The sequence below is a fragment of the Phormidesmis priestleyi ULC007 genome, assembly GCF_003003695.1.
Taxonomy (GTDB): Bacteria; Cyanobacteriota; Cyanobacteriia; order Leptolyngbyales; family Leptolyngbyaceae; genus Phormidesmis_A; species Phormidesmis_A priestleyi_A.
Map to the genome: position 1 here is coordinate 477,868 of NZ_PVWG01000001.1, position 17,540 is coordinate 495,407.

The 17,540-nt window shown below is 48.4% G+C and carries 14 protein-coding genes; 3 read left to right on the top strand and 11 right to left on the bottom strand.

Annotated features, from left to right (window positions below; genetic code table 11):
* Positions 1-35 precede the first annotated feature (35 nt).
* Entirely contained in the window at positions 36-1,181 is a 1,146-nt protein-coding gene (gene nagA / locus C7B65_RS02190) for an N-acetylglucosamine-6-phosphate deacetylase (protein ID WP_073069251.1), read from the top strand.
* Positions 1,182-1,640: 459 nt separating this feature from the next.
* A complete protein-coding gene (bchM, locus tag C7B65_RS02195) occupies positions 1,641-2,324 on the top strand; it encodes a magnesium protoporphyrin IX methyltransferase (RefSeq protein WP_073069252.1) in 684 nt (227 codons plus the stop codon).
* A 287-nt stretch (positions 2,325-2,611) separates the two neighbouring features.
* Here bchM and C7B65_RS02200 read toward each other — a convergent pair whose 3' ends face one another.
* Positions 2,612-5,032 carry a sucrose synthase gene (locus tag C7B65_RS02200; RefSeq protein WP_073069253.1) on the bottom strand — a complete coding sequence of 807 codons (2,421 nt, stop codon included), beginning with the start codon at positions 5,030-5,032 and terminating at the stop codon, positions 2,612-2,614.
* 229 nt (positions 5,033-5,261) lie between these two features.
* On the opposite strand from C7B65_RS02200, the gene C7B65_RS02205 reads away from it, so the two are divergent.
* On the top strand, positions 5,262-5,636 hold the full coding sequence (locus C7B65_RS02205) for a DUF1257 domain-containing protein (RefSeq protein ID WP_073069254.1): 375 nt from the start codon (positions 5,262-5,264) through the stop codon (positions 5,634-5,636).
* Positions 5,637-5,772: 136 nt separating this feature from the next.
* On the opposite strand, the gene C7B65_RS02210 is transcribed toward C7B65_RS02205, so the two are convergent.
* The 10 genes from C7B65_RS02210 to C7B65_RS02255 form a co-directional block, all read right to left on the bottom strand.
* Complete coding sequence (locus C7B65_RS02210; RefSeq protein ID WP_244913142.1) at positions 5,773-7,074, bottom strand: hypothetical protein; 1,302 nt, start codon at positions 7,072-7,074, stop codon at positions 5,773-5,775.
* Positions 7,075-7,196: 122 nt separating this feature from the next.
* A complete protein-coding gene (locus C7B65_RS02215) occupies positions 7,197-7,898 on the bottom strand; it encodes an FHA domain-containing protein (protein ID WP_073069256.1) in 702 nt (233 codons plus the stop codon).
* Positions 7,899-7,904: 6 nt separating this feature from the next.
* Positions 7,905-9,182: a vWA domain-containing protein gene (locus C7B65_RS02220; RefSeq protein ID WP_073069257.1), complete on the bottom strand. Its 1,278-nt coding sequence runs from the start codon at positions 9,180-9,182 to the stop codon at positions 7,905-7,907.
* A gap of 27 nt (positions 9,183-9,209) precedes the next feature.
* Entirely contained in the window at positions 9,210-10,172 is a 963-nt protein-coding gene (locus C7B65_RS02225; RefSeq protein ID WP_073069258.1) for a PP2C family protein-serine/threonine phosphatase, read from the bottom strand.
* Positions 10,173-10,177: 5 nt separating this feature from the next.
* Positions 10,178-12,379, bottom strand: coding sequence for a serine/threonine-protein kinase (locus tag C7B65_RS02230; RefSeq protein ID WP_073069259.1), 2,202 nt, complete (start codon positions 12,377-12,379; stop codon positions 10,178-10,180).
* A 24-nt stretch (positions 12,380-12,403) separates the two neighbouring features.
* The gene (locus C7B65_RS02235) at positions 12,404-13,615 is read right to left on the bottom strand and encodes a hypothetical protein (RefSeq protein WP_073069260.1); all 1,212 of its coding nucleotides are present in this window, start codon (positions 13,613-13,615) and stop codon (positions 12,404-12,406) included.
* A 28-nt stretch (positions 13,616-13,643) separates the two neighbouring features.
* Positions 13,644-13,943, bottom strand: a complete 300-nt coding sequence (locus tag C7B65_RS02240) for a hypothetical protein (protein ID WP_073069261.1) — start codon at positions 13,941-13,943, stop codon at positions 13,644-13,646.
* Positions 13,944-13,960: 17 nt separating this feature from the next.
* Positions 13,961-14,989, bottom strand: coding sequence for a hypothetical protein (locus tag C7B65_RS02245; protein ID WP_073069262.1), 1,029 nt, complete (start codon positions 14,987-14,989; stop codon positions 13,961-13,963).
* Between the two features lie 7 nt (positions 14,990-14,996).
* Positions 14,997-15,413, bottom strand: a complete 417-nt coding sequence (locus tag C7B65_RS02250; protein ID WP_073069263.1) for a secondary thiamine-phosphate synthase enzyme YjbQ — start codon at positions 15,411-15,413, stop codon at positions 14,997-14,999.
* A 241-nt stretch (positions 15,414-15,654) separates the two neighbouring features.
* A partial coding sequence (locus C7B65_RS02255) for an acyltransferase family protein (RefSeq protein WP_106253886.1) occupies positions 15,655-17,540 on the bottom strand: 1,886 nt, incomplete at its 5' end.

A 17,540-nucleotide genomic window follows, 5' to 3' on the forward strand; every position in this document is an offset into this window, starting at 1 on the left:
GAGAGGATTGAGGGCGTAAGTTTTCACGGCGGGTCATGGATGACAATTTGTTGATTCTCAATGCTCAAGTGCCTGGTTTTCAGGGATTGCAGCAGATTTGCATTCAGAAAGGTGTCATTCACGAAATTGTTCCTATTCAATCCGCACCTCAGACAGATTTACCCGTTCTTGATGTCTCTGGTGATTGGATTTCGTTGGGTGGAATTGATCTGCAAATTAACGGCGCTTTGGGTTTAGCCTTTCCAGACTTGAGTGTCGAGAATTGTGACAAATTAGAGGCAATCTGTCAGTATCTCTGGAGTCAGGGCGTAGACGGATTTTTGCCCACGATCGTCACCACGTCGATCGAGAATATTCAGCGATCGCTCTCCACGATTTCCCAGTTTCTACCCTCAACTCTAAACCCGCAAGACGCTTCTCAAATCCTGGGTGTCCATCTCGAAGGGCCGTTTCTCAATTTTGAAAAGCGCGGCGCACACCCTGCCAATTATCTGCTGCCACTTACGGTTGAGCAGATCAAGCGCGTTCTAGGCGATTATGCTTCGGTGGTCAAAGTCATCACCCTTGCTCCCGAACTCGACCCGACTGGAACCGCGATCGCCTATCTACGATCGCTCGGCATTATCGTCAGTCTCGGTCATTCACAAGCAACAGCAACCCAGGCACAGCAAGCCTTTGCCCAAGGAGCCACCCAGGTAACTCATGCCTTTAATGCCATGCCTAGCCTCCACCACCGAGAACCAGGGCTGTTAGGAGCTGCGATCGCTGACCCCAACGTTCACTGTGGACTGATCGCCGATGGTCAACACGTTTCGCCCTTGATGCTGGAGTTGGTGCTGAAAGCAAGTCAGTTCCACGGCATCTTTTTAGTCAGCGATGCTCTCTCACCGCTAGGGCTACCCGATGGCACCTACCCCTGGGACACAAGGCAGATCGACGTGCAAAATGGCACTGCTCGATTGCTTGATAAAACACTAGCAGGAACGACCTTACCGCTTTTAGTCGGGGCACAAAACCTGGTGAAGTGGGGCATTTGTGGAGTAGAACAAGCGATCGCGCTGGCAACCACTGCACCGAGACGAGCGATCGCTCAGTCAGAGAGCTATCTCAATCAGCCTGCACACTTATTGCGATGGCACTTACATTCCACTACGGGTGACCTAAGTTGGCAGAGATTATGAGCGTTTGCCAGTCAAATTTTTTGTGTGCCAGATTGAATTCTGTCTCATCTGAGCCAATGCCGATCTAAGGCTTCGCTTAAACTGCGAACAGGGCAGCATCAGAACGAATCTTCAGTTGGTTTCTTCTCATAAAAAAGGGACACTTTGTGGGTGCCCCTCAGAATACTCAGATTGACTTGTCAAAGCAAAAATAACCTCACAGAGCCACTAATTTTCAGTTAAACATGGTTAAGATGTTTAACCAGTGATCGTTTGGGATTTTGCCTACCCGTAGGATAACTGACAAATGGATAGAGTAGTTTAAGCTACATGAAAATTTCATGAAAATCTAACCGTTTCTACGTCAACTTTGTGCGAGTCTAGCTGGCAGCAAACACTAAGTTTGGGCGCATCTGCTTCTGGGTGCGCGATCGAGTACTACGATAAACCTGTTGAGACAATCAGACACAAACAGGTTTTATGAACGGAATCGATGACAAAACCGTTGTTCGGGACTATTTTAATGCAACGGGGTTCGATCGCTGGCGGCGCATTTATGGCGATGGTGAAGTTAACACAGTTCAGCTAGACATCCGCACGGGGCATCAGCAAACGGTTGATACAGTGTTGGCTTGGCTTAAAGCAGATGACAAGCTCTCTGAGCTAACGATTTGTGATGCGGGGTGTGGTGTGGGAAGCCTCAGCATTCCTCTAGCGCAAGCAGGGGCAGTGGTTTCTGCGAGTGATATTTCTGAAAAGATGGTGGGAGAAGCGAAAGAGAGAGCCGTAGCGATCGGGCTTCCTAGCAATCCAAGTTTCTCAGTTCAAGATTTAGAGACGTTGAGCGGAAATTATCACACGGTCATTTGTTTGGATGTGTTGATTCACTATCCCAGTGATCAGGCAATGGACATGATTAAGAATTTGTCTAGCTTGGCGAACGATCGGCTGATTCTCAGTTTTGCGCCCAAGACTTTTTTGCTCACGATTTTGAAGAAGATCGGTGAGTTTTTCCCCGGACCCAGTAAGGCGACTCGCGCTTATCAGCACCGTGAGGCAGAGGTGGTGCGGGCGCTTGAAAGCTGTGGCTTCAAGATTCAACGATCGGCGATGACCAGCACCCGCTTTTATTATTCGCGCATTTTGGAAGCAGTACGAGGGTAAGCGTTTTAACGGGTCCCTCAACGTTTGTCGATCGATCGTGCGTGTTCTTTTGATAACTCTAAGAGAGCAGGCACGATCGGGCATTGCCAGTAGTCGCGACTCGCTGCGATCGAGTCCGCCAGGAACTTAAGTTCCTGGCGGATAGCGAAAGTGCTCTGAAGAACACTAAATCAGGATTTCAGTCCATTTCAATGGACTTCTGCTGTTAGCCCGGAAATTAATTTTCGGGTGGGTTTCCGAGTCAACAAGCACGACTGAATTGACAATCTCAAGCCTTTTCATAAGCGCTATCGAGTTAGATGGTCTTGCATGAGTTGTTGCGCTCTTGGCTTATAGAGTAGATAAAACAGCGACTCAATATATCTCAGCATATCCTCGCGGTTTTCTTGAGAGGTGTAATTCCAGAAGCCATAAATCTTGGCGAGAGATAACAATCGAGTCGTGTGAATCTTCCAGGTATAGGTGCTATAAACTCGATCAATGCCCCGTTGCGAAATCTCATTCCAATAATTGGAGTTTTGCTCACATTTGTCTAAGAACTCTATGATGATTTCTGCAATTTCTTCTTGTTCGGTTGGGTTGATATAGAACCCATTCACTGTGTTTTGAATGATCTCTAACGGGCCGCCGAAGCGAGTTGCAAACGTGGGCAACCCAGTCACCATCGATTCTAAGATGGTTAGACCAAAGGCTTCAAAAAGGGCGGGCTGCACAAAAATGCCTTGACGATCGGCGATCACCCGATACACTTCTCCAGTATCACTTTTTGACAGCCGCGCCCCTAACCAGCGAATCTTGCCGTGCAGATTATATTGGTCAATCAGTTGATAGAGTTTCTGAATCTCGTTGATTTCTTCGCTGTCGGTCGAGTCTTCGGTGCGGAGTTTGCCCGCGATTAAAATCAGGTTGCAGCGCTCTTGCAAGGCGGTGCTTTTGCCGAACGTTTCGACTAAACCCGTGAGATTTTTAATGCGATCGAGCCGTGCCATTGAGAACAACGGACGCTTGTTGAGGTCGTCTAAAGTGCCAAAGATCTGACTCGGATCGTCTTGGGTAAAGAGCATTTCTTCTAAGCGGTCACGATCGCCCAGCAAGCGATCGCCTTGGCGAGTATAGGGAAAAAACACGCTCTCATTCACGCCAGGAGGCACCACGTTAAACTTGGGGCTAAACAGCTCAATGCCGCTGACGACGTGATAAAGATCTGGCATCGTAAACGACTTATAAGATTCATACTGTCCGACGCTTTCGGGTGTGCCAACAATTTCTTGATAAGTGCTGCTGATGATGAAGTTTGCAGCATTCATCGCAATTAAATCAGCCGTAAATTGCAGCGAAAAATGATAAGAATTCTCTAAATCTTGCCAATAGAGATTGCTAAACAAATACTTCGATTTTTCGAGAGCGTGAGCGACGTTGCACTGGGTCACTTTTAAGCGTCTTGCTAACAAAAACGCGACTAAATTGCCGTCCGAATAGTTGCCTATAATCAAATCAGGAATGCCTTGAAACTCTGCCCGAAGTTCCGTCTCTGCATCGAGTGCAAACGTTTCTAAATAGGGCCAGATCTCAAATCGAGAAATCCAGTTCTGCGTCAATTTAGAATTAAACTCGCGGAACGGGACGCGCAGAATCCAGGCATCTTTTGTGCCGTAGATTTTTTCTAATCGCTGATTGCAGAGGGTGCTGTCACTGTTGGGAATTAAACGGGTCAACACCATCACTTTGGGGTTAACACCCAAAACTTCTAATCCTGCCAGGTTGAGGTCTTCTTGAAGCTGCTGTTCAAGGCTTTTTACCTGGTCGAGAATGTAAACCACCTGTCCGCCTGTGTCGGGTCTGCCTAACACTCCTTCTTGCCCAAACCAGCCATGAGGCGACACCAGCACAACCTTAAAGATCATAGGAATGCGCGAGATAAAGGCTTCGAGTGCCTGGTGATCAGGCGAGTCAATCAAGCGATCGAGCACTTCTAGCGTCTCTTGAACGCGATGAGCCGTGTTGCCCCACCCCGGCTCAAACCCAAGATTTTGCAAATCAAATCGAAAGGTTTGATAGGGAGAATCGGCAGGCTGATCGCCGACCAAACTTAACGCCTGTTTGACTCGATCGGACAATTGCTGCCGCGACTGAATTCGTTCATTAATCATCAACTGAGAGCCGCCGTAGCAATGCAATCTCAAAAAGTTAAAGATCGAATCTTCCCACTGGCTAGAGTCTTGAAACAGTTTGCTCGACAGAAAGCGGTTGAGAAATTCGACTCCTTTGCCGATGTTTTTGGGGTCGCGAATAGTGGGTGAATAGTCGTAAAACGGTTGAAAATCGATTTCAAAAATGTCGCCGTCTTGGGGATGGTAGTGATTGACAAAGCGATCGCGCAAGTCTAACAATTCTTCGGGGGTGATTGGTTCGATCGTCAGATCTTCTAACAGCCGATAGGCCTCTTGTCGAGCAATTCGGGGACGAATAATCATGCAGAGACTTTCATTCACAAGAATGATTTCTTGCACATAATAAATTAATTTGCTGAGTCGCGACGACGTGTGAAACTGCTCTGACTTTTCATAATTTTGGCAATATTCGCCAAATGCATGCAGGATTTCGTTTCGCAATAAGTATTTCTTGTCAGAAGTTCGCAAAAGACTCGCAAACTGACGTAAATCTGTTTTTTCTTCAGTGTTAAGAACTGCTTGAATTAGGTCTGACATAGCAACTTATTTGAAGGGTCAGGGTCAGTGTCTGGCTTTTCTCCCTGACAAACGTCTTCAGCGCTCACCCACTGACCAGCACTGATGCTAGTTCTGATCTTACCAGTGATGTATCAGCCATAAGGCTGGAAAATTTCGGGAACTGCAAACTTTTAATCTATGTAGATATAAACACTTGCGATCGCCAGACTCTACAATCAGAGAAGTCTGCTCAATTCAGAATCGGATTATGTCTCACTTCACGACGGTTAAAGTTCAGATCAAAAATGGCGACACGCTGCACCAGGCTTTGAGTGAGTTGGGCTATAAAGTAGAGTGCGATCGCAAAGTGCGCGGATATCAGGGCAACACGACGCAAGCTGACTATGTGATCCGGCAGTCAAATGGCTATGATTTGGGCTTTCGGCGCAGTGGAGAAACCTATGATCTGATTGCCGATTTTTGGGGTGCGAAGATTAACCAGCAGCAGTTTGTGAATGCGGTCACTCAAAAATATGCTCACAAAACTCTGATGAAAACCGCTCAAGAGCAAGGGTTTAACGTTGAGGAAGAAGAAGTTTTAGACGATGGAACGCTGCGGGTGGTCGTGGGTCGGTGGGTTTAACGATCGGGCAGTGCGGGATAGCGGGATGATTTGGGTAGGGGCAATTCCCTCGTGGTTGCCCTCCGCCAGGCGTAGGCACGGGGGCGCTACCCCTACAGCCATTGCATCTCATTCTGCAATACCAACGATCGCTCTATCAAGAATATTCTTTGAGGCGAGGCATCACTCCCCAAAGGACGAGTAACGCGATCGCTATCACCGCGATCGCGCTTTTGATTTCAAACCCTGCAAGATCTTGATTGCCCTGAGTGATGGCATCGTTAAAAGCTTTGTCATTCACATCATAAGTTTTTTGATTGGCTTTTCTAAATTCATTAAATGCCCAGTCAGACTCACCCGGATTACTGCCAGTGCATAGGGCGATCGCTTCTCGATATTTTCCGTTTTGCTGAAGTTGACGAATTTGTTGATCAATCTTCAGATAGTTAGACAGCGCAGACAGGGTTTCGATCACGGCTGGTCGCTCACCTGGAAACGTGATATTGCTTAATTCATCTCCTAGAAATCCGGTCAACCCTGTAAGTTTAGTTTCCTGTTGTGTGAGTGATTCCTGTCGTGCGAGTAGAATGATTTGCTCAAAAGTCTGACCATTTGGAGGGGTAGCAATCTGGTTCATTTTGTCGAAGAATGCTTGTTCGTGAGTGGCTGCATTTCTAACATCTAGCAAATAGCGACTCTCGTCAGCATTGGCACTATAAGCAAGCGCACGAGCCTGACGCAAAGAATGCATCGATTCAAATGCATCTCTTTTGGCGACTGTGAGATGCTGTGAAGCAGATAGCAGTGACCCGATCGTGTGCGCCAAAAACAGCAGCGCGATCGCCGTTGCTGACAGCAAAAAAGGATTCAAGGTGCGTCGAGTCCGACGGCTGAGAAATAGCTGAAACATCACCAAAAATCCTGCTAACCCCAGGATGACGATCGCGATCAAAAACAGCGATCGAGCCGAGCCAAATTTTTGATCTTCGTAGGTGCGATTGAGCGCTTTAACGTTTACCTGGTCTAAGCGATCGGCAGCAGGCAAAAGGGTTTTATCCATAACCTCAGCCGCCGCCAAATAAGCTGCTAACGTTCCGACTTGATCTCGGCGGGCATGAGCGTCTCGCGCTTGCTGAATCTTCGCGACATAATCACCGATTCCGAGTTGCATGGTTTGAATCGGTTCGCGTTCTTCGTCGTAGGTAATATTATTAGCAGCAGCAATTAGTCGTTCGGTAACTGATCTGTAGCGTTCATTGTAGCTTTGAATGTTCGTTCCATCTTTGTCTTTCTCGACTGGTTCTAGAAACGAACTTTGTATGTTTCTGGACGGTACTAAAAATTCACTGGCAGCAAAGGCATCCATTCCAGCAATTCCATCCTTTAAGCGTTGGGCTGTAATAATACTTGGTGTTGTATCTTTACCCACAGTTTTGATTGCGTTACGTTGTTCTTGCACTCCTGTAATTGTGGTTATAAGCGCGAGTAAACCTGCTCCCCATGTGATATATAAACCACTTCTAATCAGTTGAGGAGTAGTTAGTTTTTTGTTTGTTTTAGTGGATATATTTTGGATAGTTGTCATAATTTAAAAGACGATTTTACTGATTGAGTGAGCGCTTGAATGGTGATTTTCGTCCAATGACCGATCGTGACTGCATCGCCGTTTTTAAGCGGACTATCTACCATTGGTTTGAGTTCAACTCCGTTAAGCTGTGTCCCGTTAGATGATCCGATATCGCGTAGAGTAAATGTGTTATCTGGCTGACGATCGATCAGCGCGTGACGGTGAGAAACTGCATCGTCGAAGTCGATCGCGATGTCTGGGTAGACGGCTCTAACTTGGCTGGTGCGACCGATCAAATGAGTTGATTTGTCGAGGCGGATCGTGATCGGAGGCTGATCTGCTGGCGGTTCTGGGCTGTCGGGATGACGAAGTGATGGCTCGATCGTCACCACAACTTCCCATTCACGGGTTGCCGATTCTTCCTCTCCCTGCTTGGTTGTGACGGTCTCAAGAGGTGCCACGACTTTGATCGCAACGGGTTGAATCATGGGCAATTCTCCGTGCGCTTTTGTCACAAAGTTATAGCCGCAAATCTCGCAAAAGTTACCGCTATGCAATTCGTGAGGGGCGCTGCAATCTGGGCAGAGTTGGGCGGCGACTTTCTCAGGAATGGGAGGCACGATCGCAGCAGAACTGCTGCCAATTTTCGCACCGCATTCTGAGCAATAGTCAGACTCACTAGATTCGTGACCTTTGGGGCAGAGATAGGTAGACATAGAGGGTTATGACTTGGGAATGCGCGTAGTTTTGGTCGATCGGGTTTCCAGTGCCATTTCGTCTTCTTTAGCGATCGCTTTTTTCAACCGCACCGTTCCCGTGGGCGCGTCTTCAATCTCCACCACGGTTTTTAATAATTTGGCAGTGGCTTCATTACCCGATTCGTGAGCGATTTTAACGGCTCGTCCGAGTTTGGCAGTGGCGGCTTCGACATCGCCTCGGTTGCGCGCCTCTAACCCTTCTTGAATGGTTTGAGCAAGTTCGGCTTGCCCCGTGTAATGAGCGACGCGGCGATCGATCTTGGTGGATTTTGCATCGTCATCTGTCCAGACTGCCAAGATGCGAGCTTCGGCGATTTTGGTTTCGGTGCCGTCGATCGTGCAGATCAGACTTGCCCGACCTGCCAGCATTTCGTCGCCCACATTGCCCGGATTGACCTCAATGCAGAAGTGATAATCCCGCGATTCGCGTTTGCCCCATGCCCCAGTCGGATAATCAACCACCTGCGGCTTCACTGATTTAGCGCGATGAGTCAGATCGACAATATCAGGGCTGACTTGCTTGCAGAAGAGAATTTTGGCTCCTTGAGGTGTCCACAATCGCATTGAGACATCGCTAATATTTTTGCCCATTGCTTGCTGCAAAATTGTTTGAAAATCAGCTTCAATCAACAAAGCATTGGCGATGATGTCAGTGGTGCCGAGGAGCTTGCTAGAAATTCGTTTAAGTTGGGCAACGCGCCAATCCGTTCCGACTCCTCGACAGTCGCATTGAAACACACCTTCGCAGGCTTGAAGCGTGTGATCAAACGCTTTTTCATCAGACTCATCGTTCTGTCCGTCAGTCAACAATAATGCTTGCCGAATGGCAGTTGGCATACGCTGAAACTGCTTGAGGGCAGCACTCAGCCACGTTGAAATCAGCGTTCCGCCACTTGCTTCGATCAAGCGAATATGAAAGATTGCTTGCTGTTTGTTTTCAGGAGTTGCTTGCATTAAAGGAGCCACTAACCGCGCCTGACTTGCCCCAGTGACAATGAAGAAATGAGCTTCTTCTGGGAGCATATTGACGGCTTTAATCATGGCATCTTTTGCCGATCGGATCTTTTGTCCGCCCATTGATCCCGACGTGTCACAGATGATTCCAAATAGTTGCTCTCCCAATGCGCTGCTTGAGATTTCTGTGTCATTGCCAGCATTCACAGTCATGATCGCGTGGACTTCTCTCGATCCTTGCGGCAAGAATTGATTTTGAAAGACTTCGGCGGTGAATTGAGTAGACATAAGTTTGTAGGCGATCGATGGTTTTGATTAATCAGAATCTAATGAATGGTGAATGAATAGTGCAACCGTGATGTTATCGTGTCCCCCTCGCGAGCGAGCAAACTCTACTAATGATCGGGCGATCGTTACCGCATCCATACCCAAACTTTTTTGCACCAATTCCTGAATCTGTTGGACTTCGGGTGCGTAATTCCATAATCCGTCGCTACAGAGTAAGAGATAGCCAGCACCCGGAAGCGGAAATTGCACGATCTCAGGGGCAGCATCTTCTTTAGCATCGGCTCCTAGCCAGCGAGTGATCGCGTGCGCCTGCGGAGCGTGATTTGCCTCGGCTGCGGTCATTTTGCCAGAGGCGATCGCGTCATTCACCCAAGAGTGATCGTGCGTTAACTGACGAGAACCGCTGTCAGAAATCCAATAAGCGCGACTGTCGCCCAGCCATCCGATCGTAACTATCCCATTTTGCACCACTGCCGCGACTAGCGTTGTAGAAGGTGGTTCGGTGCCAGACTGACCTTCAGAAAGGCGGCAAACACCTAAGAGTGCAGTCTCTACAGCCGATCGGATTGCAGACTCTGGTGAGGCTTTGGCTTGCAGAGCAGACGCGATGGTTAAACCCGCACTCTCAGATGCTGTTTGAGCCGCGAGTTCGGGATGATCAGAACTTGATACGCCATCACAAACGATGAGAATTTCGGCATTTCCAATCGTTTGTAAGGCTAGAAAATCTTCGTTTTGATGATGTCTGAGTCCCCGATCGCTGACTCCTGCCAAACATGAGTTGAGAATCACCTCCACGCGATCGCCTTCTTTTGCCTCTCGACGAAACCCACACTGACCGCAGAACCCTTCCGCATCGATCGTATCGGGCGACGCGCCACATTTCTCACATCCCGATGCAATTGTCCTTAAAGCCGTGCCGCATTCTTCACAAAACTGGTCGTCTTGCAAAACGGCGGCATCACAAGTTGGACACTGAGTCGTTAGCATTGCTTTTAAAATATACTCCTCGGTCTGACTCGATTGGCTTCATCGACGAGCCGAATTTTTTCATCTCCGATCGCCAAATGTGCCAGATCACGCAAGGCTTTTTCGAGTCCTTTTCTGATTTTGGGTTCCTCTAACGGTTGACCGAGAATCGCGATCGTTGACGTAGGTGAAACGGCTTTTGTCGTCACCAAATGCAAAGCAGTTTCGAGCACTTGTTGCGTCAGTCGATGCCGCTCAACGCCGTCTAACGTTAACGCTTCGATCGCCACAGAAGCCGCTCTCAACTCGGATGTACCGGGGGCACCGCGATCGCGATTAATCAACGTGCGAGCCACTTCGACCCGTGATCGCGTAAACAAACTCGATGACGGTGGCACTCGCTCTAAAGCGGCGACGGCTGCTTGACGATCGCCCCTTGCATTCAAACATCGCGCCAACCCAAACGCAGCAGAGACATAGCTGGGATCGGTTCGAGACACCAAATCATACATCTTGATGGCTAACGGATAATTTTTGGCTTGCTCGGCAGATAAGGCTAACGCGAGTTTTGGCGCTAACTCTCCGGGCAAGTCAAAATAAACCTGGTCGAAGGCTGCCTGAGCTTCTTTGAACTTGCCTTGCGCCATCAGCGATCGACCTCGATACCACAGCACTCGCCAGTCCCACGGGTCTTTGGCTTCGACTTCGGCTAGATAGGTTTCAGCTTGAGCAGATTTGACCCCAATCAGGCTATCGGCTAATCGCAAAGGCGCTTCTGTTGAATTAGGAAACTGTTTAACGGCTTGTAATAAATTCTCGGTGCGCTGGGCGCTATCCGCGATCGCGCTGGCATTCATCACCGCGTTAAATCCTGGATCGGTAGAGTTTAATAACAGAGTCGGTAACTGGTCATGATTTGGATTAATCGGTGCAGAGTTGCTGCTATTCGTGAGCGCTAACCGATCGCCGCTAAATAAATTGCTAGAAGTGGGACGCGGAACGTTGGTTTCTAATGCCACCATTTCTCGCAGCACCCCTAATAGCTGATCTGCCATCTCATCGGCGGTCTGCAAACGATCGTCCGGGTTCTCAGCCGTCGCCTTAATTAAAAATCGATAGAGTGACTCGTGTTGGGCAAAAATCGGATCTTCATCCGCATTCGGAAGAGTGAAGAGATGCTCTTTGCTGAAGCCTTTAATGTTGGTGATTAACACCGCTAATGTTCGCGCAACGGTGAACAGATCAGAGGCGATCGTCGGCCCTTCTCCGGCTTCGGGGGCGCTATAGCCGACCGTGCCATAAATATCCCCATTCGGATCGTCAATCCGCCGTACTCCGCCCAAGTCAATCAGCTTAACATCATCACCTTCTAACATCACGTTGTCAGGCTTAAAGTCACAATAGACCAACCCCAACTGATGCAAATAAGCAAACGCACTCAGAATGCGATGAATGTAAGCGATCGCTTCGGTGACGGGCAGCACACCCCGCTGTTTGCGAAGGTCTTTGAGCGTTTGCCCCCCGACATACTCCATGATGATGAAGCCTTCGGTGCCGTGATTGACAAAGTTATAAATGCCTACAATATTCGGGTGTTTGACCACCGCGAGAAACTGGCGTTCGGCAACAGCAACGGCGGCGCTGGCGGCATCTTCGCTGTTGAGCAACCCTTTCAGAACGACGTAGCGCGACAGTGTTTTGTCGAAGCCCAGATAAATCCAGCCTAAACCGCCGTAAGCGATCGCGCCTTTGACTTCATATTGACCCGCCACTACATCGCCCGGTTGCAGGGTGGCGATAAACGAATATTTCTGTCCGCATTGACTACAAAAGCCTTTTTCTCGTTTGAGCGCGTTGTTGCAGTTGCCGCAGAAGCGTTTGTTTTCAGGCACTTTTGCTTCGATCAGAATCGCCTTTTCTGGATCTGTAGAGGGCAGTTCAGGAATCGAAATTAAGCCTGCACCTAATTGTCTGCGAGTGCTACGCGCTGAGGTGGAGTGAGTGCGCCGCGACCCTTTAGAAGCCCGATTTGTGAGGGGAGAAGATCCCGTTCCGGTGGTGACGGGTATACTCCTTGCCGTGACTCTTGCACTGGGTTGAGGACGCGTTCCTGATGCCGCAATCGCCGCGAGTCCGCAGACGTTGCAATAACCATCTTCGAGTGTGCCCGCGCAATGATTTCGAGTACAGCGTACAGGTTCCCTGCGCGGGGAGCGTTCGCCGTTCATTCAGAAACTCCTGTGAGTAGAAGGCTAATGACTATTAAGACGTTTTTCATATTGAGACACTAATGCGATCGCGGCATCTAAAGGCGTGGGAGGGGTGTAGAGAAGTTGTTTAGCTTGAGCAGCAAGTTCAACCAGTGTGGCATCTTCAGAGCGTCCTCGTGCAAGGGCTTTGGCTTTGAGGGCATCAAGCCGCCCGCGTAACTCACGCCGACTTTCGAGGGGCTTAACATTGGCTGAGTATGCCCGTTTTTCGGATGCAAGAGACTCTCGCGTTTGGGTCATCCAATTTTCTAAACCAATCAACACGGGGCTGACTAATCCCTCGGTTAATTTGGCTTCGAGGCGGGTGAGCCATTGTTTGAGGGCAGAGAGATGCTCTGACGCGATCGGATCTTGTAGCAAAGAGTGATCCACGACTTTTTCCTGACTTTCCGCAAAGGCGGCTAAATTTTGTTGGTGCAGCGCTTCTAATTGATTCAATAAAGTGTGTGCGATCGCGATTCTCTCTCGCACTTGCGCCTGTTGCTGAACTCCTTGCTGAACCGCATTTCTGGCTCGTATAATCGCAGGCTGAAGGGTTTGCTCAAACTCCGCTCTCACCCCTAACGGATCTTGTTGAATGCGATCGTGCAAGGCGGCGATCGTGTGATGCACCTGCACTAATTCCTTTAAACAACTTTGATCAATTAAATCGGCAGATTGCTGGAGCGATCGGATCTCTGTCTCAGCATCGATCAGCGTAGAGTCTAACGTCAGCCATGCGGCATCAACGGCTAACACGACATCTCTCGCGGCTTGAAACGTCTGCATCATTCTAGAAAGTAACTGGGCAGGCGCGATCGTCGTCGTGGTTTCGGCGGCAGTGAGTAAATCTCGATGGGCGAAAGGCGTTTGCACTACAGATAGCTGAATCGAAGCGCCCGTCAGCAGATTCTCAATATCTTGTAGCGCTTTTTCTGACCCCAAAAATCGAGAGACTTGTTTGCGAAGATCATTGGCTCGATCGATCGGTTTAATCAGCAAATCAAACTGCTGAAACAAATCATTGATCGCTTCTAATGCGGGTGTAACTTGCGTGGCAGTGACTCCAGTTAAATGGGTTTTTGAGACTCCAGGAACGCCCGCTAACTGTTGATAAGTGGGCAAATCTTGGAGGTCAATCAGGTTTTGACTGACCAGATTAACTTTATGCTTCCAGTCGATGAGAAGTTGGTCAATGTGTTCGATCGTAATCATTAGTCAATCGCCCGTTAGACCCTGATTTTTATAAAAACCGCAATCGAACAAAGCTCACAAAACTGACGACCGTCGCCAAGATTTGCTGCAAATCAGGGGCTTTTGCGAGTCGCTGTCGAAGTTGCTGCATTTGTTTCACATCGTCTGCGGTGCAGGTAATGTTGTTTTTGAGAATGGCTAGTTTTGCTTTAGAAAAATCACGCATTGCCTGATCTAGCTGATCTTTGAGCTGCACCTGATCATCAAATTCTGCCTCAATGTAGTGCACATTAAGGTCATTCATCAAATTAGCGGCTTGTTGCAAAAACAGGTGATTAGAGTCAGACATAGAACAGTAAGGTGATTTTATCGATTGCGACTAGTAGGCGGAAGCGACACGGGCAAATTGACCTGCACCTGAGTGCGACTAGCAGCAGCAGTGTTGGCACGATCGAGCAGCGTTTTCGTTACGCCACTCCAAAACGGGTCAGACTGAATTTGAGACACCAGATTCGTTGCCTTGACTTTGACAACACTATAGTCGCGACCCGTAAAAGCCGCAGCCGTGGTGAGAATTCTAGGAATCAGGGCGTTGAGTTGACCGACTTCTAAATCATTGTAGTGATTAGCGACTTCGACAAGTTCTTTGCCCATTGTTGCCGCTTTGGTACACTGCACGACCGTGGTTTCGAGTAGTTTTTGTTCCTCCTGTTTGATCTGCTGCCATTCGTTCATCAGTTCTCCCGCTTGATTTTCGAGATCTGATTTGCGTTGGTTCATCTGTTGTAGCGTTTCGCTGCCGTCTGATCCAGATTTGAGGCGAGTCAGCAGCGTTTGATAATCTTGCCGAAGTTTTTTGAGTTTGACGATCGTTCTCGATCGATATTGACCTAGCATCGGCGGATTTTTGTTAATCGCGTCCGCCAACAATGCCATCTGCACGGTGAGCCTTCTCGCATACTCTGCGGACTGTTTGGCTTCAGCTTGGCTGACTATTGCGCCGCTGTTGAGCTTGTCGAAAATCGAGGCAAACCCTTCATATTGACTCCGCAAATCGACGATAAAATCATCCCACTCGGCGACTTTGGGCGGCTGAAACGGATCGATCGCCAAATCGATCACAGCACTATTGAGATCGACTTTGGAGTTGAGCACCCGCGAGATAAATCCTTGACGAATATCGGCTTGCGATCGTGGCGGCGCTTCTAATTCTCGCTGGCGCATCTGGTCGATCGCGTCGATCGCGGCCAAAGATTCAGTTTTAAACTGCACGGCGGCTCCTTGCAGTGCCCGCGCTTTTTCGACACTGCAACCACCAAGGCTGAGACTGGCAACTAAGACAACCCAGATGATCTTAGAGTTGGGATTTTGGATTTTGGATGATGGCTGGATCACGATTGCCTCACTCTCCGGTGATGTGCACGACTAATTCGCGGTGATGGTTGCGCTGTCGATGTTCCCAAATGTAAATGCCTTGCCAGGTGCCTAACAGCAAACGACCTTGCGCGATCGGAATCTGCTCAGACGTATGGGTTAGCACGGTGCGAATGTGGGCAGGCATATCGTCGTCACCTTCAGCGCTGTGAATGTAGGTTTCCCATTCTGGGACGAGTTTAGAGAAAAAGTTCTCTAAGTCTTTCAACACGTCGGGGTCGGCGTTTTCCTGAATAATTAAACTAGCGGAGGTGTGGCGCAGAAATAAATGACAGATGCCCGTTTTAATGCCGGACTCGGCGACGATCGCTTGAATCTTTTGAGTAATTCTCAGCAGAGCTTTGCCAGAGGTGGGGATGGTTAGAATTTTTTGGTGTTGAGCCATAGGAGCGATTTGGGCATCAATTCACGTTCAATTCTATGCTAACCATCGAACTGCAATGTCTGACAACTTTTCGGTTTCTCTCAAGGTAGCGGCAATGATTTCTCACGGTTGAAAACAACCTTGCGCCGAATCCTTAGGCTCGTGGATTAAATAGCTTAGAGAAGCGATCGATCTACGGCTCAGTCTCTTGCCCTCATCCCCTAACCCCTTCTCCCCAGGGAGAAAGGGAACTAGACAGAACTTACGAAGAAGTTAGAACCTTACGGATAATTGGGGAAGACAGACGAACACTCTCAACTGAAAGATGTGAGAATTCATCCCTGTAAAGAATCTGACCGTTCTTAGCCATATAGGTACATTGCTCTTCGGGACAGAAAACATCAAATATGTCTACTACGCGTAGTTTTCTTTCTGCCTCCAGAGAGACCAAGACTTTATTTAGATTGTCACGGCGTAGAAGCGACTCACTTCTGTTGGGCAATTTGCAAGGACTGCCAAAGGGAGCGAACCACTGCTTTTCTGCGCTTACAGGTTGACAATGCGCCTCACGCGCGAAAGGGTTACCGTGTAAAACTGCTAATCGGATACCTCGTGCCGAGAGTTTGCTTGAGAGGGACTCCAGTCCACTCTCCAATTGCGCTAACATCTCATCTGTTTTGGATGTCCTACGCTGTGGCGACAACCCTGCCATATCGTTGATAAGAAATACCCAGTCACCAGGTCTTAGGCGGCTGATGAGCGAAGGTACAACGCTGTCCCAGTAGTAATTATTTGCTTTGTAGTAATTATTTGCTTTGTCCCAGGTGCCTTTGTTGGGTATTTCCTTAACAGGAGATGCCCCCCAGGAAGACGTGATCGTGACCGAGTATCCATCTGACAATACAAGGTCATCAAACGCTTGAGCGAATGCCGCAGAAAAGGAGTTCCCAAAAACTAAGACCCTTTTCTTTGCGTTAGAGAAGTTACCCAATGTGCAGTCCTCGACGAAAATCTTCTTGCCAACTTCCGAATTGTCAGATAGGATGCATTTTTCACCTTCCCATATTGAATTGACTTGTTTTAGCGAGTATGTATTAGTTAGCGAGGGAACTCCCACCGCAACCAACGATGGACCGCGACCTGTATATAGAAAGTTGGGTATGTTGACAAGCGCAAAGAGCAGCACAGCAACGCTGGCGGAGGCACCTACTCCGTATCCAATTGATTTCCAGCGAACAGCAGACCAATGTGAATGGCGAAAAATCTCTACATACCGATAAGAAGTAATAGATAGCAGCAGCATCAGGGCAATCTGGAATGGTATCGACCACCAGTGAATGCCAATTGTCCAACGACTGAGGCACAAAACACCCCAGTGCCAGAGATAGAGAGAGTAGGAAATTAGACCGACATAAACCACTTTTGGATGAGTGAATAAATCATATACAGCAGTTCCAGAGCGAAAACTGGCAATCAAACAAACCGTGAACACAACAACGGCAATGGTTGCTTGCACAGCCATCTGAATGGGCATAAACAAAACTGCAACAATAGCAGCAGTGATCATCAAAGGTGGGATGCTTTCAAGAAGACGAAGCAACCTGTTGGAATGCTTTAACCCCAGAAACAGCAAGCAACCAGCCCCTAATTCCCATAGACGGGTGGGCATCAAAAAGTAAGCAGCAGGTTGGTTTGTCTGGTATATGTAGACAAAAGCAATCAAAGAAGTAATCGATAATGCCCCGATAACCCAGAACAGATTTCTTGCCCCTTTGCTAGTCTGACGACCAAACCCAGTAAGCCAAACCAGAAATGGGTACAGGAAGTAGAACTGTTCTTCCACTCCCAGAGACCAAGTATGGGTAAAAACATTTAGTTCTGTGGATGCGGCAAAGTAATCTGTGGACTGCTCCAGCAGATAGAGATTGGAAAGACCAAATAGAGATGTGATGCCAGTGTTTAGCGAAAGAACTGGACTGGGATTAAAGAGACCTATCAGAACACTGATTATGAGCACGAACAGCACTAACGCTGGGATTAAGCGTTTGATTCGCCTGGTATAGAACCCCACCTTGAGTGTTGTGATGTCGAGGGAGAAAAATCGAAGTCCTTCTATGGCGGGATGAACAGGAGTGAGGAATGCGGGAA

Coding starts and splice junctions, on each gene's coding strand:
- nagA (WP_073069251.1), top strand. CDS start 36: ATGGATGACAATTTGTTGATTCTCAATGCTCAAGTGCCTGGTTTTCAG.
- bchM (WP_073069252.1), top strand. CDS start 1,641: ATGAACGGAATCGATGACAAAACCGTTGTTCGGGACTATTTTAATGCA.
- C7B65_RS02200 (WP_073069253.1), bottom strand. CDS start 5,032: ATGTCAGACCTAATTCAAGCAGTTCTTAACACTGAAGAAAAAACAGAT.
- C7B65_RS02205 (WP_073069254.1), top strand. CDS start 5,262: ATGTCTCACTTCACGACGGTTAAAGTTCAGATCAAAAATGGCGACACG.
- C7B65_RS02215 (WP_073069256.1), bottom strand. CDS start 7,898: ATGTCTACCTATCTCTGCCCCAAAGGTCACGAATCTAGTGAGTCTGAC.
- C7B65_RS02220 (WP_073069257.1), bottom strand. CDS start 9,182: ATGTCTACTCAATTCACCGCCGAAGTCTTTCAAAATCAATTCTTGCCG.
- C7B65_RS02225 (WP_073069258.1), bottom strand. CDS start 10,172: ATGCTAACGACTCAGTGTCCAACTTGTGATGCCGCCGTTTTGCAAGAC.
- C7B65_RS02230 (WP_073069259.1), bottom strand. CDS start 12,379: ATGAACGGCGAACGCTCCCCGCGCAGGGAACCTGTACGCTGTACTCGA.
- C7B65_RS02235 (WP_073069260.1), bottom strand. CDS start 13,615: ATGATTACGATCGAACACATTGACCAACTTCTCATCGACTGGAAGCAT.
- C7B65_RS02240 (WP_073069261.1), bottom strand. CDS start 13,943: ATGTCTGACTCTAATCACCTGTTTTTGCAACAAGCCGCTAATTTGATG.
- C7B65_RS02250 (WP_073069263.1), bottom strand. CDS start 15,413: ATGGCTCAACACCAAAAAATTCTAACCATCCCCACCTCTGGCAAAGCT.